The sequence below is a fragment of the Variovorax nitratireducens genome, assembly GCF_051216545.1.
Taxonomy (GTDB): Bacteria; Pseudomonadota; Gammaproteobacteria; order Burkholderiales; family Burkholderiaceae_C; genus Variovorax.
Map to the genome: position 1 here is coordinate 260,518 of NZ_JBPJZO010000005.1, position 21,881 is coordinate 282,398.

The following is a 21,881-nucleotide window of genomic DNA, read 5'->3' on the forward strand; positions in this document are numbered from 1 at the left end:
CGTCAGCGGCGGAATGCGGCCGCTCACCTGAAATTCACCGCCACCGGTTGCGCGCCCGGCAGGCCGTCGTAGGTGGCCTGCACGCTGAGGCCGGGCCTGGGCGGCGTGAGCGGCGAGAACGAGCCCAGGCTGATCAGGTCGCCCGGCTTCATCGCCAGGCCCTCCTTGCCCAGCGCGTCGGCCAGCCACACCACGGCGTTGAGCGGATGGTCGAGGATGTCGGAGCCTTTGCCGCGCGAAATCTCGGCGCCGCTCTTGCCGTCGGTCAGGCGCACCGTCATGTCGCGCAGCGCATCGAGCAGAAAGGCCTGCGCGAAATCGGCCTGCGGCACCAGGATCGGCAGCCCCTTCACGCCGAGCCGCGCGCCGACGTTGATGGCTGCCACGCCCGGGCCGTTGAGCTTGGGCGGCGCCTGCACGACGAGATCCGGCAGCTCGATGAAGGGAATGATCTGGTCGATCGCGGCCAGCACCTCGGCCGATGTCCTGGCGCGGTTGATCGCTTCGCTTTTCACGCGCACCAGCAGGTCTGCCTCGAACAGCGGCCGCGCGCCGAAGCCGGCATCGACCACCGCGCCGGTGTCGAGCAGCATGCCCTGGTAGAGCACGCCCCAGACCGGCTTGTCGTAGTTGAAGCGCTTCTGCACGGCAGGGTTCGTGAGCCCGGCCTTGTAGCCGATCACGGCGCCGTAGCGCGCTGCCAGCAGCTTGTTGAGCTTGGCGCGCGTGCAGGTCGCGTCGGCCTCGCTGAAATCTTCGGGCGGGTTGGCGGCCGGCGTCTTTGCAGCCATGGACGCCGCCAGCTCGCCCACCGCGGCATCGCTCAGGCACTCGGCCCGGGCGCCGGCGGCAAGAAGTGTTCCGAGCGCGACAGCGGCAAGGGTATGTTTCGGGTTCACGCCAGCCTCCTCTTTGTTAGATTGGACGGCCCGCATCGTACCGTTCGGCTCCTCCCCCGCATTCCCCATGGCCCTCATCCAGTACCTCACCCAGATCCAGTTCGAATTCGGCGCCATCAAGCTGCTGTCGTCCGAATGCGCCCGCATCGGCATCAACCGGCCGATGATCGTGACCGACGCCGGCGTGCGTGCAGCGGGCGTCCTGCAAAAAGCGCTCGATGCGCTGGGCGATCTCGAGGTGGCGGTGTTCGACCAGACGCCCTCGAACCCGACCGAAGCCGCAGTGCGCGCGGCGGTCGAGTTGTACCGCAGCCAGCGCTGCGACGGGCTGATCGCGGTCGGGGGCGGCTCGGCCATCGACTGTGCCAAGGGCGTGGCGATCGCGGCCACGCACGAAGGCCCGCTCACCACCTACGCCACCATCGAAGGCGGCTCCCCGAAGATCACCGAGCGCGTGGCCCCGCTGATCGCCGTGCCAACCACCAGCGGCACCGGCAGCGAGGTGGCGCGTGGCGCCATCATCATCGTGGACGACCACCGCAAGCTGGGCTTCCACAGCTGGTTCCTGATGCCCAAGGCCGCCATCTGCGACCCCGAACTCACGCTCGGCCTGCCGCCCCGGCTGACCGCCGCCACCGGCATGGACGCGATTGCGCACTGCATGGAAACCTTCATGTCGGCCGCCTTCAACCCGCCGGCCGACGGCATCGGCCTCGACGGCCTCGAGCGCGCCTGGCTGCACATCGAGCGCGCCACCAAGGACGGCAGCGACCGCGAGGCGCGCATGAACCTCATGAGCGCCTCGATGCAAGGCGCGATGGCGTTCCAGAAGGGTCTGGGCTGCGTGCACTCGCTGAGCCACAGCCTCGGCGGCGTCGACCCGCGCCTGCACCACGGCACGCTGAACGCCCTCTTCCTGCCTGCGGTGATCCACTTCAACTCGGGCGCCGAGTCGGTGCAGAAAGAACAGCGCCTGCAGCGCATGGCACAGGCGATGCACCTCGACTCGGCGGGCGATCTGGGCGACGCCATCCGCGACATGAACGCGCGGCTCGGCTTGCCCGGCGGGCTGGCCGAGGTCGGCGTGACCAGCGACCTGTTCGAGAAGGTGATCGACGGCGCGATGGCCGACCACTGCCACAAGACCAATCCGCGCCTCGCGACGCGCGACGACTACCGGCAAATGCTGGAAGCGTCGATGTAGCCGATCAGGCGGCCACCCCGAGGCCGATCGGCGCCGGCACCATGTTCACGATGCGCGTGAAGAGCGCGCGATAGTCGGTTTCAGGTTCGCAGCCGGTCATCGGATCCCGGTTGGCAAGGAACGCGGCGTCGACCTCCGACCAGTCCGCATCCGTCAGCACGCGCTCGGCCAGCGGCAGGATCTCGCGCTCTTCCAGCGCCATGTGGGCGAGGTAGAAATCGGTGTAGCGCTCCATCGCTTCTTCGAACTCCGCGCGGCGCGGCTCCCCGAGCATCTCGAAGCCCAGCAAGGCGTGTTCGACGTTGCGGATCTTGCGCTCGCCGCGTGCGTGGTCATCGTCCAGGCGGTCGAGCAACTCGCGCGAGAGCGGCGTGCGCGCGCGCAGCTTCGGAAACAGCAGTTCCGACTCCTTGCGGTGATGGCGTTTCTCGGGAAATTCGTCGACATAGAACAGCATGGCCCGCAGCGCAGCGAAGTCGGGCAGCGTGCCTTGCCGGCGATGCTGGGCCAGCAGCAGCAGGATGGAACGCAGCATCGCCGCCAGGGCGGCATGCTCCTCTCGGATGATGGTTGTAGCGCGATGGGTCATGGCGGGTCTCCGGGTGTAGAGCACAGCCTCGCAGATCCGCCGCCGCCCGGTACTGCGGTAGATCAACAAATGAGCTTGTGGCCGGATACAAAAGCCGGCGTGTTCCAAGACACTGTCGATGGCGAGTATTCGACCGTGGTTGCCGCTTTAGGCGGCCCGGCGCACTGCACGAATCGGCGCATCGGACGCGCGGCCCGTGATCACCCAGAAAATCAGGAGCAGCACCGCGCCCGACATCCCGAACACGCCCAGCGCGATGTTCGAGCCGCCGATGACGAAGGGGTTGACCGGGGCCTGCGCGGTGCAGACCATGTCGGCCGCCATCATCCCGACGTAGTGCATCGAGCACACAGCCACGCCCATGACGGCGGCGGCGACCACCTGGTCGATCACCTTCGTGAGGTTGAAAGCCAGCCACAACGCAGCGCCAGCCGCGCCGACGGCGATGACCGCCGAGCCCGCGACGATCATCGGGTCGAGCGTCATGGTCGCCCGCATGTTCATGGCGAACATGCCCATGTAGTGCATCACGCACACGCCCACCCCGGCCAGCAGGCTGCCGAACAGCCAGCCCTTGTGCCGCCCGACGCCATGGCCCGACGCCAGGTACAGCGCGATGCCGGAAATGACGATCGCCGCCACCAGCGACAAGGCGGTCAGCGGGATGTCGTACGCGATCGAGATGGGCAAGCGGTACGCGACCATGCCGATGAAGTGCATCGACCAGATGCCGATGCCGCCCAGGGACACGGCGGCGCACGCCAGCATGCCCTTGTCGAGCGATCCGTCGCTGCGCACCAGCCGGTGCGCGCACAGCAGCGCCACCAGCGACCCGAAGAACGAGATCACGTACGAGAGAACCGACGTCCCGATGGAATATTGGGGTGTCAACACTTGACCGATGAGCGAGTCCACAGGCGTTCCTTTCGAGGGTGGCAGAAGCTAGGCAAAGCCAGTCTGTAACACTTGTAAATGAAAGGCAATTAAGCCGTTGGAACTCATACCGGCGCCAATGTGTGACGTATTCCTCGCTTTTGCGGGCGCCCCGCGCTTTACAGCGGAAGAACTTCCCCGATGTCGTTGCCTTGCAGGCGCTGCGCGAGTTCGTCGGCGAGCCGCTGGGCCTCGCGCGTGGCACGCGCCCAGGCGCTGATTCGCGCGCCGGTGTCGTTTGCGAAGCGGATGAAGTCGTTGCGATCCGGCAGCTTTCCGTTGGGCAAGGTGCGGATCCATTCGGGGTCGGGCGCGAGCACCACCATACGGTTCAGGAAACCGGTGGAGCGGTGCCGCCATTTCAGGCCCTTGTCGAGCCAGCCGGGCACCACGGCCTTCTGGAAGTGCGGGTAGAGCACGATGCCGTCGGCGTTGTCGTAGTCCAGGTGCAGGTGGTAGTCGGTGATGCCGCCATCCCAATAGGCACCGGGCGGCGCACCCGGGATGTCGTGCACGGCTTCGAGCATGAACGGGATCGAGCACGACGCCTGCAGCGCCGGCTCAAAGTTGGCTTCCTGCAAGGCAACCTGCCGCGTGCGGAAGTCGTTGGTGCCGAACGGCAGCGCTGCGCCGGGGCTGGAAAACACCACGCGCTCCAGCCAGGCGCCGAGGCTGCGGCGGTGCACGCTGTTGGTGGCGAACGCGCCGAGGTAGCCCACCGGCGTGCGCACCCTGCCCTCGCGTCCGAGGATGTGGCGCCCGCGCGAGGCGATCACATGCAGGCGAAAGCGCGGGTGGCTCAGCACCTCGGCGGCGCGGCCGCCGTAGAAGCTGCGCAGCCCTTCGCCAAACTGCAGGCTCACCTGCCTGGCCGTCATGCGCTTCTGGCCCGCCGGCACCTCGAAGTGCTGGCGGATGTAGCCATGTTCGAACTGCTCGAACGCGGTCTTCGCATCGTTCAGGCAGGCATTGGCCAGCCGCCACGCACCAATGGATGCGCCCACCAGGTGGACAGGCTGCGTCGATTGCGGCAGCCACTCACCGAACAGGAAGCGGTCGATCGGCCCGAGGATCAGGCCCTTGGGCCCACCTGCCGCACCGGGAATGGTGCGCACGTGTTGCGGCAGCAGGCCGTGCCGGGCGATGTGCTCGCGGGCCAGTGGGCCGGCGTAGATGCGGAGCGCTTTCATGCGAATCTTCTAGCAAGAAACGGCCGCAGTGTCGCGTTCACCGATCCGGGCCGGCCGTAGCGCTACTTGCGCAGCCTTTGCAGCTTCGCGAACGCACTCGCCATCTGCCCCGCGGGCGGCGGCGCATTGTCGCGGCGCGAACCGTGCTGCTGCTGGCCGCGGCCCGCGCCTTCGAAGCGATTGTCGCGCGGGCCGTCGCGGCGGGCCGGCGTGGCGTCGAGCTTCATCGACAGGCCGATGCGCTTGCGCGCCACGTCGACCTCCATCACCTTGACGCGCACGATGTCGCCGGTCTTGACGATCTCGCGCGCGTCTTCGACGAACTTGTTGGCGAGCTGGCTCACATGCACCAGACCATCCTGGTGCACGCCGATGTCGATGAAGGCGCCGAACTGGGCGACGTTGCTCACCGTGCCTTCGAGCACCATGCCTTCGACCAGATCCTTGATGTCTTCGACGCCGTCGTTGAAGCGCGCCACCTTGAAGTCGGGACGCGGATCGCGGCCGGGCTTTTCGAGTTCGCCGAGGATGTCCTTGACCGTGACGACGCCGAACTTCTCGTTGGCGAACAGCTCCGGCTTGAGTGTCTTCAGCATGTCGGCGCGGCCCATCAGCTCGGAGATCGGCTTGCCGGTCTTGACGATGATCTGCTCGACGAGCGGATAGGTTTCGGGGTGCACACCGGTGACGTCGAGCGGATCGGCGCCGCCGCGGATGCGCAGGAAGCCGGCACTCTGCTCGAAGGCCTTGGGGCCGAAGCCGGTGACGTCGAGCAACTGCTTGCGCGTGGCGAAGGCGCCGTTGGCCTCGCGCCAGCGCACCACGGCTTTCGCCACGCTGCCCGACAGGCCGGAAACCCGGCTCAGCAGCGGCACGCTGGCCGTGTTGAGGTCGACGCCGACCGAGTTCACGCAATCCTCGACCACCGCGTGCAACGTGCGGGCCAGTTCGCTCTGGTTGACGTCGTGCTGGTACTGCCCGACGCCGATGCTCTTCGGGTCGATCTTCACCAGTTCTGCCAGCGGATCCTGCAGGCGGCGCGCGATGCTCGCGGCGCCGCGCAGGCTCACGTCCACGTCGGGCATTTCCTGCGAGGCGAACTCGCTGGCCGAGTACACCGAAGCGCCGGCCTCACTCACCACCACCTTGTCGATCTTCATCTCGGGCGCGCCGGCCTGCGCGGCCATCTTGCCGAGCAGCTTGATCAGGTCGCCGGCCAGCTTGTCGGTTTCGCGGCTTGCGGTGCCGTTGCCGATCGCGATCAGGTTCACGCCGTGTTTGGCGCACAGCTTGCCCAGCGTGTGCAGCGAACCCTCCCAGTCCTTGCGCGGCTCGTGCGGAAAGACGGTGGAAGTCTCGACCAGCTTGCCGGTGCCGTCCACCACCGCCACCTTGACGCCGGTGCGAATGCCCGGATCGAGCCCGAGCACGACGCGCGGGCCGGCTGGCGCAGCCAGCAACAGGTCGCGCAGGTTGTCGGCGAACACCTTGATCGCCACCTTCTCGGCGTCTTCGCGCAGCCGCGTGAACAGGTCGCGCTCGGTCGAGAGCGACAGCTTCACGCGCCAGGTCCAGGCCACTGCCTTGCGGATCAGGTCGTCGGCCGGCCGTGCCGCGTGGCTCCAGCCCAGGTGCAGCGCGATCTTGCCTTCGGCGATCGACGGCTTGCCCGGCTCGGGCTCGACCGGCAGCACCAGCTTGGCGTCGAGGATCTCGAGCGTGCGCCCGCGGAACACTGCCAGCGCCCGGTGCGACGGCACGCGGCCGATCGGCTCGTCGTAGTCGAAGTAGTCGCGGAACTTGGACACGTCGGCGTTGTTCTCGTCCTTGCCGGCCATCAGGGTGGACTTGAGCAGGCCTTCGTTCCAGAGCCACTGGCGCAGGCTTTGCACCAGTGCAGCGTCTTCGGCCCAGCGCTCCGAGAGGATGTCGCGCACGCCGTCGAGCACGGCCGGCACTGTCGAGAAATCGGGGCCTGGCTTGCCGTCGTCCAGAGTGGTGGCCGGCTTCAGGAAGGCCTGGGCCTCGGCAGCCGGGTCGAGCGTCGGGTCGGCCAGCAGCTTGTCGGCCAGCGGCTCGATGCCGAACTCGCGCGCGATCTGGCCCTTGGTGCGGCGCTTCTGCTTGAACGGCAGGTACAGGTCTTCCAGCTCCTGCTTGGTCGGCGCGAACTCGATCGCGGCGCGCAGTTCGGGCGTGAGCTTGCCCTGCTCATCGATGCTCTTCAGAACCGCGGCGCGCCGGTCTTCGAGCTCGCGCAGGTACGACAGGCGCGCCTCGAGCTCACGGAGCTGGATGTCGTCGAGGCCGTCGGTGGCCTCCTTGCGATAGCGGGCAATGAACGGAACCGTGGCGCCGCCGTCGAGCAGGTCGATGGCGGCCTTCACCTGGTGCTCGCCGACCTTGATCTCGGCCGCGAGCTGGCGAATGATTTTCTGCATGTCTGAGGCGTGTCCCTGGGCGCGCGCCGCCAAGCGCAGCGCGGGTAAAGCGTGGAAGTTTGCCATAGCCATCCTGCTCGGCGGCCGCTCCCTGTTCGGGGTATGAATGAGTTCACCGGCAACCGCTTCCGAGCGCTAAAGTGTTCGTCCGACCTTGTGAAGGAGCGCGCAATGAGCAGGATGATCGGCCTTCGTGGCGAGCGTGTGGCTGCATGGGTTGGCACCGGCGCATTCGTGGCGCTGCTCGCGCTGGCGGGGTGCGCGGCCAAAAAGCCTCCGCCGCCGGTGGCACCCCCGCCGCCAGTGGCCGCTGTGGTCACGGTCGCGCCGCCGCCTGCGACGCCAGCCGCCCCGCCGCCCCCGGTCGCGGTGGCTTATGAGCAGGCGGTCGCGCAGGCGGCCCGCGAGGTCTTCGGAAACGCGCAGCTAGCACCGGGCCAGACCTACACCGTCGTGGTCGATCCACTGGTCGACGGCACCACCGGCATGCAGACCGTGGGCACCGCGGCGATGGAGAAACGCGTGGCGGCCATCGTCGCGAGCGACTATCCCCGCTACGAGATGAAGGCCTTCAATGCGGCCAACGTGGCTGCCGCGCCGCTGATCTTCATCGGCACCTTCACGCCGATCAACCTGCTGGGCAAGAGCGACGGCGAGAAGGATGCCTACCGCATCTGCTTTGCGCTGGCGGATCTCAAGAGCGGCAAGATCGTCAGCAAGGGCTTCGCACGCTCGCAGACGGCGGGGGTGGATGCCACGCCGCTGCCCTACTTCAAGGATGCGCCGGTCTGGGTGGCCGACAAGATCGTCGAAGGCTATGTCAAGACCTGCCAGGGCACCAAGGCAGGCGACCCGATCAATGCGGCCTACTACGACAAGATCAGCGCCGCGACGGCCATCGACGGCGCCATCTCGGCCTACAACAGCAGGCAGTACCGCGAGTCGCTCGCGCTGTTCACCGCGCTGTTGCGCAACCCGGCCGGCGACCAGCCGCGCGTGCACACCGGCCTGTATCTCAGCAACTACCGGCTGGCCCGGCGCGAGCCGGCCATGCGCTCGTTCTCGCGGCTGGTCGAGTACGGCGTCGTCAACAACCGGTTTGCGGTGAATTTCAACTTCGAGGCCGGTGCGGCCAGCTTTGCGCGCGACCGTGTGCCCTATGACAGCTGGCTGCGCGAAGTGGCCCGCCAGACGACACGGTCCACCCCGAGCTGCTACGAAATTGCGGGCCACACCAGCCGCACGGGTTCGGCGGAACTGAACCAGCGCCTTTCCCTGCAGCGCGCCGAGTACGTCAAGCAGCGCCTGGTGCGCGAGCGCAGGGATCTTGCGACGCGCTTCTACGCACAGGGCTATGGCTCGCGGCAACCGTTGGTGGGCACCGGCAAGGACGATGGCTCGGATCTGCTGGATCGCCGCACCGAGTTCAAGCCGCAACCGTGCACAGCGACATGACGTGACTCACATTGCCTCGAAGTCATCCCGGTTCCGCCATTGGCTGGCCGGCGCATGGCTGGCCGGCACGGTAGCCGTCGGCCTGGCGCAGACGGGCAGCAGCGCCGGGGCACCGCCCCAATTGCGCATCGAGACCGGCGCCCATTCGGGCGCCATCCGGGCCATCGCTTCCGACGCCGCCGGGCGCTACGTGGTGACCGCGGGCGAAGACAAGACAGCCCGCGTCTGGGAGAGCGAAACCGGGCGCCTGCTGCGAACCCTGAGACCGACGTCGGCGGCGGGCAACGACGGCAAGCTCTTTGCCGCAGCCATCGCGCCGGATGCGCGCGTGGTCGCGGTGGGCGGCTGGTCGGCCACCAACGATGTGTATGTGTTCGATCGCGGCTCGGGCGCGCTGGTGCAGCGCATCACCGGGCTGCCGGACGTGGTGACCCGCCTTGTCTTCGCACCGGACGGGCGCGCACTGGCCATCAGCCTGTGGGGCCGCAATGGCGTGCGCCTGTATTCGAGCACGGACGGTTGGCGCACCAGCCGCGAAACGGCCAGCGACGCCGGCTACGGCGCTGAATCCTATGGCAGCGCGTTTTCCGCCGATGGCCGCCAGTTCGCCACCACCAGCTTCGACGGCCAGGTGCGCAGCTATGCCGTCTCGGGTGGTGCCGAGCGACGCCTGGCCCTGGTCAAGGCGGTGCGGGTCGAAGGCGGCATGCAACCTTTCGGGATCGCGTTTTCGCCAGACGGCCAGAGCCTTGCGCTTGGCTTCGGCGACGCGCCGGCCGTGCGGCTGCTGGCGTCATCGACCCTGGCCCCGCTGCCGCCTCCTTCTGCCGCCGGCAGCGCCGAGGGAAACGCCGGCGGCGCGCTGAGCACGGTGGCTTGGTCGGCCGACGGCCGCACGCTTTACGCGGCCGGCACCTGGAAGCGTGGCGATGGCCGGCATTTGCTGCGACGCTGGCCGGTGGCCGGCGCGGGTGCGTTCGGCGCGCCGGCCGACACACTGATTGCGCGGGATTCGGTGGCCGGCCTCGCGCCGCTGCCGAACGGACGCATCGCATTCGCGGCGACGGACGCGTCCTGGGGCCTGCTGGGCGGCGCCGGCGAGCCTGTCGCGTTCCAGACGGCAACTGCTCCTGCCGGCGCCACGCCGCAGGCGGGCACGGTGGCGAGCGGCCTGACCGATCTACGCGGCCCGCGCTCGGGCTTTCGCATCGCCCGCGACGGCGGTGCCCTCGCGTTCCCGGTCGGCACTGCGGGTACGCGCGCCTTCGACCTGCGCAATGCCGAATGGTCCGAAACCGATCCGCAATGGAGTTCGCCACAGGCCAGCGCGCGCGGCGTTACTCTCGAGCAGTGGTTCGAAAGCCAGCAGCCCATGGTGAACCGCAAGCCGCTGCCGCTGGCCGACAACGAGCTCTCGCTGAGTGCCACAGTGGCGGGCGACGGCAGCGCCTTTGCCCTGGGCACAAGCTTCTTCCTGCGCTACTACCGGGCCGACGGCACGCTGCAGTGGCGCACCCCTGCGCCCGGCAGCACCTGGCAGGTCAACCTCAGCGCCGACGGGCGCTGGGTGGTCGCGGGCTTCGCGGACGGGACTGTGCGCTGGTATCGCACCAGCGACGGCAGCGAGCAGCTGGCGCTGCTGCCGCACGCCGACGGCAAGCGCTGGGTCGCATGGACGCCGCGCGGCTTCTATGCCGCCAGCCCGGGCGGTGAGGATCTGTTCGGCTGGCAGGTAGACAACGGCCCGTCGCGTGCCGCCGATTTCTTTCCGGGCTCGCGCTTCCGGGCGAGCTACTTTCGGCCCGACGTGATCGCACGGGTGATCAGCACCAGCGATGCGCAGACCGCGGTCGCCGCTGCCAACCAGGAGGCTGGCCGCAAGCAACCCGTGGCGGTCGCGCAGACGCCGGTGGCCGAGGTGCCACCTGTAGTGACGGTGCTGGCGCCGGGCGACGGCGGCGTGTTCAACAGCCGCGAAGTCATGCTGCGCGTGGAGGTGCGCACCGTGCCCGGCGCGCCGGTGCTGGAGCTCGCTGCGCGGCGCAATGGCCAGATCTTCAAACTGCCGGAAGCGAGTGCTGCGGGCTGGCTCGACAAGGCCGTCGATGGCGATGCACTGCTGCGACGCTACGAACAGCGCATCGTGCTGCCGCCCGAAGACGCCGAGCTCATGCTGTTCGCCGAGAACCGCAACGGGTTCTCGACCCCCGCGACCGTGCGCCTGCGCTGGAGCGGTGCGCGCGCACCGGCCGAGCCGGTTGCCAGTGCCGCGCCGCCGGCGGCGGTGGCGGTGGCGCCTCCCGCTGCAACTCCCGTTGCACCTTCTCCTGCTGCACCGCCGCCCCCGCGTGTCGCACCGTCCGGCGACGGCGACCTGCGGCCGGCGCTCTACGTGCTGGCCATCGGCGTCAGCAAGTACGCCAGCCCCGACTATCAGCTCGACTACGCGGCGAAGGACGCAACCGATTTCAGCCGCGTGTTCCAGCAGCAGGAAGCCCAGCTGTACCGCAAGGTGGAAGTGCGCCTGCTTACCGACGGCAAGGCGAAACGCGACGATGTGCTGGAAGGCCTGGAGTGGATCCGCCGACAGGCCACGGCGCGAGACGTGGCGGTGGTGTTCCTGGCCGGGCACGGCGTGAACGACGACGACGGCGTCTACTACTACCTGCCGCAGGACGCCGATGCGGATCGGCTCAAGCGCACCGGCGTCATCTTCACCGAGATCCGCAACACCGTCACGGCGCTGCCGGGCAAGGTGCTGTTCTTCATCGACACCTGTCACGCGGGCAATGTCTTCGGCACGGCCCGGCGCGCGATGCCGCGCGATCTGACGGCGATGGTCAATGAGCTCTCGAGCGCCGAGAACGGCGTCATCGTGTTCGCCGCCTCCACCGGCCGGCAGTTCGCGCAGGAGTCCACGCGCTGGGGCAACGGCGCCTTCACGCTCGCAGTGGTCGAAGGCATGAACGGCAAGGCCGACTTCGCCGGCTCCGGCCGCGTCACCCACAAGATGCTCGACCTCTACGTGTCCGAGCGAGTGAAGGAGATGACCCGCGGCAAGCAGTCTCCAGTGACCATCGTGCCGCAGGGCGTGCCGGACTTTCCGGTGGCGGCGGTGCGGCCTCGCGCAGGCTAGCGGCTTGCCTTCGAGGCTTTTGCGCACCCCCTCGATATCAACGTGCACCTCGGGCCGAATCCGTAGGCTGCGGCGCAGCTAAGCTGCCTCCATGGAACCCTCGCCCCGCTCGCCGCTTCGCAGCTTGCTGCGCGCCGTGCTCACTGCCCTGCTGGTGCCGGTGCTGCTGTTCGAGGAATGGGGCTGGGCACCCTTGGCTGCCTTGGTGGGGCAGCTCGCGCGGTTGCCGCTGTGGGCCCGGCTCGAGCGCAAGGTGGCCGGGCTGCCGCCCTGGGGCGCGCTGCTGGTGTTCGTTGCGCCGGTGGTCGCGCTGTTTCCGGTCAAGCTGCTGGCGCTCTACCTGTTTGGCCGCGGCCACTACACCAGCGGCTTGGTGCTGTTGATCGGCGCCAAGCTCGCAGGCACCGCGGTGGTGGCGCGGCTGTTTCAGCTCACGCTGCCTGCGCTGATGCAGATTCCGCTGTTCGCGCGCTGGTATCCGCGCTGGAAAAACTGGAAGGACAGCGTACTGACCGCCGTTCGCCAAAGTGCGCCCTGGCGCGCGGTGCGGGCGCTCAAGGCTGGTGTGCGGCGTTGGTGGCGCGTGTTGCTCGGGCGCACCAACTGAATCAAGGCTGCATTTAGTTTTACCCGGGTAGATTGAAAATCACGTTTTGCCCGGGTAAAATTCGGCGGATGTTGATCGAACCCCCTTCCCCCACCCTCACCGCCTTCGCAGATTTCCACCGCATTGCCGCCGGAACGCGCGCCGAGGTGATCACCCAACTGCGGCACCGCGCCGACACGATGCCGGTGTTCGTCTTCGATGACACCACCGGTGAACCGCTCGATCTCGATCTGCGAGACGACGCGCCTGCTGTGGCAGCCGACAGCGCCGAGCCCTCTGCCCGTGCGGTCGGCCGGCCCAAGCTGGGCGTGGTGCCGCGCGAGGTCACCCTGCTCCCGCGCCATTGGGACTGGCTGAATCGCCAACCCGGCGGCGCCTCGGTCGCGCTGCGTAAGCTGGTCGAAGATGCACGCCGCGTCCACGCCGACCGCGACACGGTGCGTGCCTCGCGCGAAGCCACCTACCGCTTCATGAGCGCCATCGCGGGCCACCTGCCGGGTTTCGAGGAAGCCTCGCGGGCCCTGTTCGCCGGGCAACACGAACGCTTCGACGCGCTCGTTGCCGACTGGCCGGACGACGTGCGAACGCATCTGAACAAGCTCTCGGCCGCCGCCTGGGGCGAAACCGCATGAAGCGCCGCGACGAACTCGAGCCCGCCGACCTACGCGTTGCCGGAAAAATCGCCGAGCAGCCACGCAGCCGTGGCGACGTGCCCGGTCGTCCGCTCTGGAAGACCTTTCTGGTGTTCCTGGCGCCGATGCTGGTCAGCAACATCCTGCAGTCGCTTTCGGGCACGCTGAACAACGTCTACGTCGGCCAGATGATCGGCATCGGCGCGCTGGCGGCGGTGTCGAGCTTCTTTCCGGTGATGTTCTTCTTCATCGCCTTCACGATCGGCCTTGGCGCCGGCGCGTCGGTGCTGATCGGCCAGGCCTGGGGCGCACGCGATACCGCCAAGGTCAAGGTCGTGGCCGGCACCACGCTCTCGGTCGGCATCGCCTTCGGCCTGCTGGTGGCAGTGTTCGGCGGCGCCTTCACCACCCCCTTGCTTGCCGCGCTCGGCACCCCGCCCGACATCCTGGCCGACGCGACGCTCTACGCCCGCATCATGCTGATCGCGATGCCGGGGTTGTTCGTGTTCCTGCTGTCGACGGCCATGCTGCGCGGCGTGGGCGACACGGTCACGCCGCTTTTCACGCTGCTCATCTCCACCTGCATCGGGCTGCTGCTGACGCCGGCGCTGATCCAGGGCTGGGGCGGTTTGCCCCGGCTCGGTGTGGCGAGCGGCGCGGCAGCGACGGTCGTTTCGTTCGTGGTCGCGACCACTTGGCTGGGCTTTCGGCTGCGCGCCAGAAAGAGCCCGCTTGCGCCCGATGCCGAGTTTGCGCGGCACCTGCGCATCGATCCGAAGATCCTCAAGACAGTGCTCAAGGTCGGCGTGCCGACCGGCGTGCAGATGATCGTGATCTCGCTGGCGGAAGTGGCGCTGCTCTCGCTGGTGAACAGCTACGGCTCGAACGCCACGGCGGCCTACGGCGCGGTCAACCAGGTGGTGGCGTATGTGCAGTTTCCGGCGATTTCGATCGCGATCACCGCGTCGATCGTCGGCGCGCAGGCGATCGGTGCGGGCCGTGCCGACAAACTCGGTGCCATCGCGCGCACCGGCTTGATGATGAACCTGGTGCTGACCGGCGGGCTGGTACTGCTCGGCTACCTGTTCTCACGCCACCTGATGGCTTTCTTCATCACCAGCGAGCCGGTGATCGAAGTGGCGCAGACGCTGCTGCACATCATGCTGTGGGGCACCGTCGTGTTCGGCATGGCCTCGGTGCTCTCGGGGATCATGCGGGCGAGCGGCTCGGTGCTGGTGCCGACGGCCATCGCGATCTTCTGCATCGCCTTCGTCGAGGTGCCGGTGGCCTGGTTCGCCAGCCACCGCATCGGCCTGAACGGCATCTGGGTGGCCTACCCGGCCGCGTTCGTGGCGATGCTGGCACTACAGACCGCCTACTACCGGCTGGTGTGGCGCAAGAAGGCGATCCAGAAATTGGTGTAACGACGGCAAAGCGAGTGAGCCCCATGAAAAAAGCCGCTGACAGCGGCTTTTCTCGCGGGGTCGGCGGACGGATCAGCCCTTGATGGCTTCGTCCAGCGCCTTGCACGAGGGGGAGCACACCGCCTGCGACTTGCCAAGCAGGCGCTTCATCTGCAGCGATGCGCGCGCACGGTGCTTGCCGCACATGTAGCACGACATGGTGCTGCCGCCGAAGGACGAAACCTCGGCATAGGGCGAGCCCGAAGGCTTGGATTTGTAGCGCAGGCCGCCTTCGACCACGGCCGTCTTCGTTTCAGCTTTGGCCATTGGTGGCTCCCGGGTTCAGGGGACGCATTGCGCGGGCAATGGCTTCCCTGGCTTTCAATTCAGCGCCAAGCGCCACGTCCAGCCCGCTGCGGCAGAGGCCCGCGTGCTGGTAATTCAGGTTTTCGTACACCTCGGCCGCAGCCGGGTGGGTGTCGAGCAGCACGCCCAACGCCGGGTCCGGCGTGACGTCGTTGAACTCGTGCACCAGATGCGTCACCACCGCGCGGTACTGCTCGGCGGCGACCGGTACGGCGCTGTGCTCCAGTCGCTCGAGCAGGTCGGCGAGCGTGACCAGGTTCGTCATGTGCGCGGCGGTGGTGTGGGATGCGTTCATGCGGGGGAGTTGGGGCCGATTGGCGAGATTCCAAGCGGCGAACCTACGATTGTAACCGGGCTGCTATCGTTTTAAGAGCGCGGCGGGTCTGCGCGGCGTATCCACCACCAGGCACTGAGTGCGCTGAGCAGCGCCAATACCGCGCTGATGCCCATGATCCAGCGAAAGCCCGCCACGAAGGCGCCCTGCACCACCTGCCGCAATTGCGCTGCCGTCGCCGCGTCGGTGCCCGGCGGCAATTCGATGCCAGCCAGCTGGCTGCGCCGGGCCTGCAGGTAGCCAATGGTCTCGGGTGTTGCGCCCACCGCCTGCAGGCCTTCGGCCAGCCGCGCATCGAAGGCCCAGGCCATGACCACTCCGAACACTGCGATCGCCAGCACCGCAGCCGCCCGCGACACCGCGTTGTTGACGCCCGAGGCCGTGCCGGCGAGCTCCGGCCCGACCGCGTTCATGACCGTGGTGGTGAGCGGCGCCACCGTCACGGTCATGCCGAAACCGAGCACCACCACACCCGGCAGAAACCCAGTCCAGTAGTTGACCTGCAAGCCCGGCAGCGCCAGCAGTGCGAACCCGACGCCCGCGACCGCCGGCCCGACCACCAGCGGCAGCCGCGGCCCGAACCGGTCGACCAGCTGGCCGGCCCAGCCCGAGAGCAGGAACATGAGCAGGATGAACGGCAGCAGCGCCGCGCCGGCCACGGTGGCCGAGTAGCCCTGCACCTGGATCAGGTTCAGCGGCAGAAAGTAGAGCCCGCCGCCCAGCGCCGCGTAGAGCAGCAAGGTCAGCAGGTTGGCCGCGCCGAAGTTTGCCAGGCGGAACAGGCCGAGCGGCAGCATCGGCGCCCGGCTGCGCCGCTCCACGGCCACGAACGCCGCACTGGCCACAAGGCCAAGCAGCCCTGCACCCGCCACGAGTGGGGCGCCCCAACCCTGCGTCGGCGCCTCGATGAAGGCATAGACGATGCCGCCGAGCGCCAGCGTCGCCAGCACGGCGCCTCGCCAGTCGAGCGGGCTCGATGTGTCGGGGCCATGGCTTTCCGGCACATGGCGCCAAACGATGCCCAGCACCAGCAAGGCCATCGGCACATTGACCAGAAAGGCCCAGATCCACGAATAGTGGTCGACCAGCCAGCCACCAAGCACCGGCCCAATCGCGGCCGTGATGCCGCTGAAGCCCGACCAGGTGCCGATCGCCTTGCCGCGCTCCTTCTCCGGAAAGGCCGCGCTGATCAGCGCCAGGCTGCCCGGCACCAGCAACGCCGCACCGACGCCCTGCACTGCCCGCGCCGCGATCAGGTGCTGCACCTCGGTGGCGAGTGCGCAGCCGGCCGAGGCCAGCGCGAACAACGCAACGCCGGCCGCAAAAACGCGCCGCCGCCCGAAGCGGTCGCCGAGCGAACCGCCGACCAGCAGCAGCGCCGCCAGAAACAGCGCATACGCCTCGACCACCCACTGCGCCTGGAAGGCGGTCGCATGCAGATCACGCTGGATCGCCGGCAGCGCCACATTGACCACGGTGCCGTCGATGAAAGCCATGCTGGAGCCGACGATCGCGGCGGCCAGCACCCAGCGCTTGGAGCCCTCCGGGCAAGGCGTCGCCGGGGCCGCGTGCTGGATCAGCGTGTTGTCGCAGGGCGCCTTGCCAATCCCGATCATGCTGGCCCGCTATCGAATTGATAGCCGCCAACGCCCGGCACGCGGGCGTTGGCGGCGCAGATTGCTTAAATCGGACACGCTGCGTCCGGATTCTGCTGCAGCGCGGCCACGCTGCGCGCGATGGCCGCCGAGACGTTGGCCGTGAGCCGCTGCGCGCCCTGCGCGACGGCATCGATGCCCGTGCCGACGACCGGCTCGCTAAGGCTGATCCGGCACACCATCGAGCGCGGCTGCTCGGCGCGCCGCAGCGTCCAGCCAAGGTCGGCCTCGACCTTGCTGCCTTCGACCGCGTCGAACTGCCGCACCTGCACCGCGATGCGCGTAACCGGCGCTGCGGCCGGCCGGCCCCCGCGGGTGCCGTCGAGCGCGCCCAGCCGTGCAGCGATGCCGCTGGCCAGCGCATCGCGCAATTCGTTCTCGAACGACGAGGCCCAGCGGTGCTGCTCCAGAATCTCGACCTCCGCCCGGCTGCCGTCGCCGGCCGGGCGCACCACGAGTTGCGGCCGGGCCAGCCGCTCGGGCATGCCCAGTGGCGCGAGCTCGATCCACAGCGGCGCGGCTGCGGCAGCCGGCGCAGCCGGCACCACCGCCGGCAAGGGAGCAGCCAGCGTGTAGTAGCGCGTCGGCGGGCTCGCGCAGCCGGCCAGCACCAGCGTCGCCATGGCCGCGCAAAAGGCGGTGGTGGTGATGAACTTCATTTCTTCTTGTCGTCCGGTTTGCCGCGCAGCAGCGACTCGGGGTGGCGCTCGAGGTAGTCGGTCAGCACGCGCACCGAACCGGCCGCGCGGGTGAGTTCCTGCAAGGTCTGGCGCATGTCCTGCTGCAGCGGCGAATCTTCCGACAGCGTGCGGTTGGCGCTGTCGACGGTCTTGCGCACGTCCTTGAGTGCCGCCGTGATTTCGGGCGATACATCGTTGTTCAGCGTCTTCGCCAGTTGCTCGGCACCCGTCAGCGTCTTGTTGAGCGTGGCGAGCGACACGCGCATGTCCTTGCCCAGTTCCTCGAACGGAATCTTGTTGACCTTGGCCGCGATCTCCTGCACCTGCGTCTGCAGGTCTTCCAGGCTGCCCGGGATCGTCGGCAGCTCGACCGGGGTCTTCGACACGTCGACCTTGACCGGCGGCGCCTTCGGAAAGAAGTCGAGTGCCACATACATCTGGCCGGTCAGCAGGTTGCCATTGCGCAGTTGGGCGCGCAGGCCCTTGCCGATCAAGAACTGCAGGCGCTGCTCCTGCGAGTGGCGCGATTCGGGTGCCGTGTCGCCCGCGCGGCGCCGCAGCCGGTCGGGGTAGATCTGCACCAGCACCGGCATGCGGAACTCGCGCTCGCTCCGGTCGAACTCGACGCCGATCGACTTGACCTCGCCGATCACCACGCCGCGGAAGTCGACTGCCGCACCCGGCGTGAGGCCGCGCAGCGACTCATTGAAGTACATCAACGTGGGCTGCGAAGGCCCGTCCGGCGGCTTCATGGCCAGCGACTCGTCCTCTGCCAGCGTGTACGCGGTGTTTTCCTTGGCGACCGGGCCCATCGCGTCCTCGGGCGCCTGGAATGCGATGCCGCCGAGCAGGATGGTGGCGAGCGACTGGGTGCGCAGCTTCACGCCGCTGGCGGTGACCGACGCATCGAGCCCGCTGGCATGCCAGAAGCGCGTGTTGACGCCGACGAACTTGTCGTACGGCGCGTTGACGAACACCCGCAGCGTCACGCCGCGCCCGTCGCCATCGAGCCCGTAGGCCGCGACCTGCCCGACCTTGATGCGGCGGAAATACACCGGCGAGCCGACGTCGAGCGAGCCGATGTCGGTGGCGCGCAGCAGGTACTGCTGGCCGGAGGCGTCGCGCGTGACGATCGGCGGCACCTCGAGGCCGGTGAATTCGCTGGCGCTGTCTTCCGAGGTGCCGGCATCGGCGCCGATGTAGGCGCCCGACAGCAGCGTGCTGAGGCCCGAGATACCCGAGGTGTCGAGCCGCGGCCGCACCACCCAGTAGCGCGTGTCGGCGGCGGTGAAGCCGTCGGCCTCCTTGGTGAGCTGCACCGTCACGCGCACGTGCGAACGGTCGCGCGCGAGCCGCAGCGACTGCACGATGCCGATCTGCACGTCCTTGTACTTGACGGCGGTCTTGCCGGCCTCGAGGCCTTCGGCGGTCTTGAAGGTGAGCACGATCTCGGGGCCGCGCTGCATCAGGATGCGCGCGACCAGCGCCACGCCGACCAGCGCGGCAACGATCGGGATCAGCCAGATCAGCGAGGGCAGCCAGTCGCGCCGGCGCACCACCTTCGGTGCGGGCGGTGCGCTCGGTTCAGGGGGCGGAGGTGGCGTGGTTGGTTCACTCATGCAGTTGCGGTTTTCTTCTTTTCAACTTCATTGTCACCGGCTGGTGTTACTGGCTTGTCGTCCCAGGTGAGCCGCGGGTCGAAGCTGATCGACGCCAGCATGGTCAGCACCACCACCGCGCCGAAGGCCGCGATGCCGACGCCGGCCGTGATCACTGCAAAACCCTGGATCTGCACCAGCCCTGTGAGCAGCGACACGACGAACACATCGAGCATCGACCAGCGGCCGATGATTTCGATGATGTGATAGAGCCTGGCCCGCTCGGGGCGGCGCCAGTCGGTGCGGCGCTGCGCCGTGATCAGCAGCAGCATGAGCGCAGTGAGCTTGAACAGCGGCACCAGGAAACTCGCGACGAACACGATCGCCGCAAGCCCGTACGCGCCCGACACCCAGAAGTAGATGACGCCGCTCAGGATGGTGTCGTTCTGCGTGCCGAACAGCGTCTTGGTGATCATCACCGGCAGCAGGTTGGCCGGTATGTACATGAGGCAGGCCGCGACCAGCAGCGCCCAGGTGCGGTTGAGGCTGTCGGGCTTGCGCCGTTGCAGGTGCGTGCCGCAGCGGCCGCAGGCGGCGCCCTCCTCCGCCTGCGCCCACACCGTGCCGCAATGGTGGCACGCCAGCAGGCCAAGGCCGGCCGCGGTCGGCACGGGGGCTTCTTCAGGGTGGCCGTGGGGGTTCATGCGCCCTCCTGCCGCTGGAACACCAATTCCCAGAAACCGCGCGGGTCGAACGACAGCACCGACGTCAGCAACACCGTGAGCGCCATGAACGCATAGAGCGCCGGCCCGGCCACCACCGTGGCCATGCTCGACAGCTTGACGATCGCGACCAGCACGCCGAGCAGGAACACCTCGATCATTCCCCACGGCCGCAGCGACTGCATTGCGCGCACCAGCCAGGCGAAGCCGGGCGCCTGCCGGTCGCGTGCCAGCGGCACCAGCAGCCACACCAGGATGCAGAGCTGCAGCAGCGGAAACAGCAGCGTCGTGGCCAGCACCAGCATGGCCACCACCGACATGCCCTCGGCCATCAGCGCCATCACGGCACCGGCCAGCGTGGTCTGGCTGCGCAGGCCCTGCAGCTCGATCTCGACGATCGGAAACAGGTTGGCAATGGCGAACATGATCAGGCTGGCCACCGCGAGCGGCAGGATGCGGCGGCGCTGGTTGCCGGCATGGCGCTCGAGCTCGGAACCGCAGCGCGGGCAGCGTGCCACGTCGCGCGGCTGCAGCGGTGCGCGCCGGTACACGGCGTCGCAGCCTTCGCAGACGATGGTGTCGGGCACCTCACGCACGGTGCTGCGGCACTGCGGGTGCCGTCGTCCGGAGGCGCAACGTGCTGAACACTGCAGCCGCACCGGCGCAGCAGGCCGCCAGTACCAGCGCGATGACCGGGCCCGTGCCGCTCAGCGGACTCCAGACACTGAATACCGCCGCCACCATCACCGCGCCCGCGGTCTGGCCGGTGAGCCGAGCGGTGCCCAGCATGCCGCTCGCAGCGCCGCTGCGGTGCGCCGGCGGCGCGGTCACGATGGTGTGGTTGTTGGGCGACTGGAACAGGCCGAAGCCGAGCCCGCACAGCGCCATGCGCCAGACGATGTCGGCATTGGCCGGGTGCGGGGGCATGGCCGCCAGCAGCGCAAGCCCGCTGGCCAGCAGGCCGAGGCCGATGCCGCCGAGCAACCCGTCCGGGTAGCGGCCGATCAGGCGCCCCGCCACCGGTGCCATCACCACGATGGCCAGCGGCCAGGCGGTAATCAGCAGGCCGGCCTCGATGTGGCTGCGGCCATAGGTGTCGAGCAGCAGGAACGGCAGCGCGATGTACGACAGCATCTGCGCCGCGAAGGCGGCGACCGAGGCGCCCATCGACAGCGCGAACACCGGGATGCGCAGCAGATCAACCGGGAACAGCGGCAGTGCCAGCTTGCGCTGCCGCCGGATGAACACAAAGCCCACCGCGATGCCAGCCAGCAGCAGGCCCCAGGCCATCGGCGACGTGCCCTGCGCGGCCTGCTGCTCCTCGCGCACGCCGAGCCGGTCGACGCCCACGAAGATCAGCGAGAACATCAGGATGTTGAGCACCACGTCGACGAGCGAGAACCGTGCCCCGGCCGGCGGCGGTGCGCTGTTGGCCGGCAGGGAGCGCGTGGCCAGCGCCAGCACGACGATGCCCAGCGGCACATTGAGCGCGAACAGCCACGGCCACGAGGCCACCGACAGGATCGCCGCTGCTACCGATGGCCCCGCCACCGCCGAGGTGGCGACCACCATCGAATTGAGGGCCATGCCGCGCCCGAGCTGCGCCCTTGGGTAGATCAGGCGCACCAGCGCCGAGTTGACGCTCATGATGCCGGCCGCGCCCAGGCCCTGCAGCGCGCGTGCCGCGATCAAGGTGCCGAGCGAGTTGGAGAAGGTTGCGGCTAGCGAGGCCACCGTGAACAGCGCGATGCCCGCGATATAGATGCGCCGGTAGCCGACGATGTCGCCCAGCGTCGCCAGCGGCAGCAGCATCACGAGCGTGGCGATCTGGTAGGCATTGACCACCCAGATCGAGTGCGAGGCCGTGGCCTGCAGCTCGCGCGCGATGCCGGGCAGCGCGAGGTTGACGATGGTGCCGTCGAGCACCGCCACCGTGATGCCGAGGATGATGACCGCCATCGCACGGCCGCGTGCCGGCCACGGCAGGCCATCGACGGCCACGGGAAGTACGGAAGAAGGAGGCGCCATGTTCTGCAG

19 protein-coding genes are annotated in these 21,881 nt (G+C 68.5%); 6 read left to right on the top strand and 13 right to left on the bottom strand.

Translation table 11 applies throughout. From position 1 onward, the window contains the following. Positions 1-23: 23 nt before the first annotated feature. Entirely contained in the window at positions 24-899 is an 876-nt protein-coding gene (locus ACSFA8_RS15695) for a 2-keto-4-pentenoate hydratase (RefSeq protein WP_435480424.1), read from the bottom strand. A 67-nt stretch (positions 900-966) separates the two neighbouring features. Here ACSFA8_RS15695 and ACSFA8_RS15700 point away from each other — a divergent pair, with 67 nt between their 5' ends. After that, on the top strand, positions 967-2,103 hold the full coding sequence (locus ACSFA8_RS15700) for an iron-containing alcohol dehydrogenase (protein WP_435480425.1): 1,137 nt from the start codon (positions 967-969) through the stop codon (positions 2,101-2,103). Positions 2,104-2,107: 4 nt separating this feature from the next. Here ACSFA8_RS15700 and ACSFA8_RS15705 read toward each other — a convergent pair whose 3' ends face one another. The 4 genes from ACSFA8_RS15705 to ACSFA8_RS15720 all read right to left on the bottom strand — a co-directional run bounded on the left by ACSFA8_RS15705 (position 2,108) and on the right by ACSFA8_RS15720 (position 7,256). Then, positions 2,108-2,692, bottom strand: coding sequence for a hemerythrin domain-containing protein (locus ACSFA8_RS15705; RefSeq protein WP_435480426.1), 585 nt, complete (start codon positions 2,690-2,692; stop codon positions 2,108-2,110). Positions 2,693-2,839: 147 nt separating this feature from the next. Then, on the bottom strand, positions 2,840-3,586 hold the full coding sequence (locus ACSFA8_RS15710) for an MHYT domain-containing protein (protein WP_435480427.1): 747 nt from the start codon (positions 3,584-3,586) through the stop codon (positions 2,840-2,842). A gap of 158 nt (positions 3,587-3,744) precedes the next feature. Further along, positions 3,745-4,815, bottom strand: a complete 1,071-nt coding sequence (locus tag ACSFA8_RS15715; RefSeq protein ID WP_435480428.1) for a phospholipase — start codon at positions 4,813-4,815, stop codon at positions 3,745-3,747. Between the two features lie 62 nt (positions 4,816-4,877). Further along, positions 4,878-7,256: a Tex family protein gene (locus ACSFA8_RS15720; protein WP_435480429.1), complete on the bottom strand. Its 2,379-nt coding sequence runs from the start codon at positions 7,254-7,256 to the stop codon at positions 4,878-4,880. A gap of 171 nt (positions 7,257-7,427) precedes the next feature. Here ACSFA8_RS15720 and ACSFA8_RS15725 point away from each other — a divergent pair, with 171 nt between their 5' ends. The 5 genes from ACSFA8_RS15725 to ACSFA8_RS15745 all read left to right on the top strand — a co-directional run bounded on the left by ACSFA8_RS15725 (position 7,428) and on the right by ACSFA8_RS15745 (position 14,510). Next, complete coding sequence (locus ACSFA8_RS15725; RefSeq protein WP_435480430.1) at positions 7,428-8,711, top strand: OmpA family protein; 1,284 nt, start codon at positions 7,428-7,430, stop codon at positions 8,709-8,711. A gap of 1 nt (position 8,712) precedes the next feature. Beyond that, positions 8,713-11,847 (top strand): caspase family protein, encoded by a 3,135-nt coding sequence (locus ACSFA8_RS15730; protein ID WP_435480431.1) that lies wholly within the window; start codon positions 8,713-8,715, stop codon positions 11,845-11,847. Positions 11,848-11,938: 91 nt separating this feature from the next. After that, the gene (locus tag ACSFA8_RS15735) at positions 11,939-12,454 is read left to right on the top strand and encodes a hypothetical protein (RefSeq protein ID WP_435480432.1); all 516 of its coding nucleotides are present in this window, start codon (positions 11,939-11,941) and stop codon (positions 12,452-12,454) included. 68 nt (positions 12,455-12,522) lie between these two features. Continuing rightward, a complete protein-coding gene (locus ACSFA8_RS15740) occupies positions 12,523-13,086 on the top strand; it encodes a DUF2239 family protein (RefSeq protein ID WP_435480433.1) in 564 nt (187 codons plus the stop codon). 125 nt (positions 13,087-13,211) lie between these two features. Continuing rightward, positions 13,212-14,510: an MATE family efflux transporter gene (locus ACSFA8_RS15745; protein ID WP_435480480.1), complete on the top strand. Its 1,299-nt coding sequence runs from the start codon at positions 13,212-13,214 to the stop codon at positions 14,508-14,510. Positions 14,511-14,582: 72 nt separating this feature from the next. Here the strand turns inward: ACSFA8_RS15745 and ACSFA8_RS15750 are convergent, their stop codons facing one another. The 8 genes from ACSFA8_RS15750 to ACSFA8_RS15785 form a co-directional block, all read right to left on the bottom strand. Beyond that, positions 14,583-14,816: a hypothetical protein gene (locus ACSFA8_RS15750; RefSeq protein ID WP_435480434.1), complete on the bottom strand. Its 234-nt coding sequence runs from the start codon at positions 14,814-14,816 to the stop codon at positions 14,583-14,585. Then, positions 14,803-15,150 carry a hypothetical protein gene (locus ACSFA8_RS15755; protein WP_435480435.1) on the bottom strand — a complete coding sequence of 116 codons (348 nt, stop codon included), beginning with the start codon at positions 15,148-15,150 and terminating at the stop codon, positions 14,803-14,805. The genes ACSFA8_RS15750 and ACSFA8_RS15755 overlap by 14 nt, the downstream gene beginning before the upstream one ends. 71 nt (positions 15,151-15,221) lie before the next feature. Then, positions 15,222-16,805 carry an MFS transporter gene (locus ACSFA8_RS15760; protein WP_435480436.1) on the bottom strand — a complete coding sequence of 528 codons (1,584 nt, stop codon included), beginning with the start codon at positions 16,803-16,805 and terminating at the stop codon, positions 15,222-15,224. A 65-nt stretch (positions 16,806-16,870) separates the two neighbouring features. Continuing rightward, positions 16,871-17,503 carry a PqiC family protein gene (locus ACSFA8_RS15765; RefSeq protein WP_435480437.1) on the bottom strand — a complete coding sequence of 211 codons (633 nt, stop codon included), beginning with the start codon at positions 17,501-17,503 and terminating at the stop codon, positions 16,871-16,873. Next, on the bottom strand, positions 17,500-19,143 hold the full coding sequence (locus ACSFA8_RS15770) for a PqiB family protein (RefSeq protein ID WP_435480438.1): 1,644 nt from the start codon (positions 19,141-19,143) through the stop codon (positions 17,500-17,502). Before ACSFA8_RS15770 ends, ACSFA8_RS15765 begins: the two co-directional genes overlap by 4 nt. Next, positions 19,140-19,826: a paraquat-inducible protein A gene (locus ACSFA8_RS15775; protein ID WP_435480439.1), complete on the bottom strand. Its 687-nt coding sequence runs from the start codon at positions 19,824-19,826 to the stop codon at positions 19,140-19,142. Before ACSFA8_RS15775 ends, ACSFA8_RS15770 begins: the two co-directional genes overlap by 4 nt. Then, positions 19,823-20,440, bottom strand: coding sequence for a paraquat-inducible protein A (locus ACSFA8_RS15780; RefSeq protein WP_435480440.1), 618 nt, complete (start codon positions 20,438-20,440; stop codon positions 19,823-19,825). Before ACSFA8_RS15780 ends, ACSFA8_RS15775 begins: the two co-directional genes overlap by 4 nt. Further along, positions 20,433-21,872, bottom strand: coding sequence for an MFS transporter (locus tag ACSFA8_RS15785; RefSeq protein ID WP_435480441.1), 1,440 nt, complete (start codon positions 21,870-21,872; stop codon positions 20,433-20,435). The genes ACSFA8_RS15780 and ACSFA8_RS15785 overlap by 8 nt, the downstream gene beginning before the upstream one ends. Between the last annotated feature and the right edge of the window lie 9 nt (positions 21,873-21,881).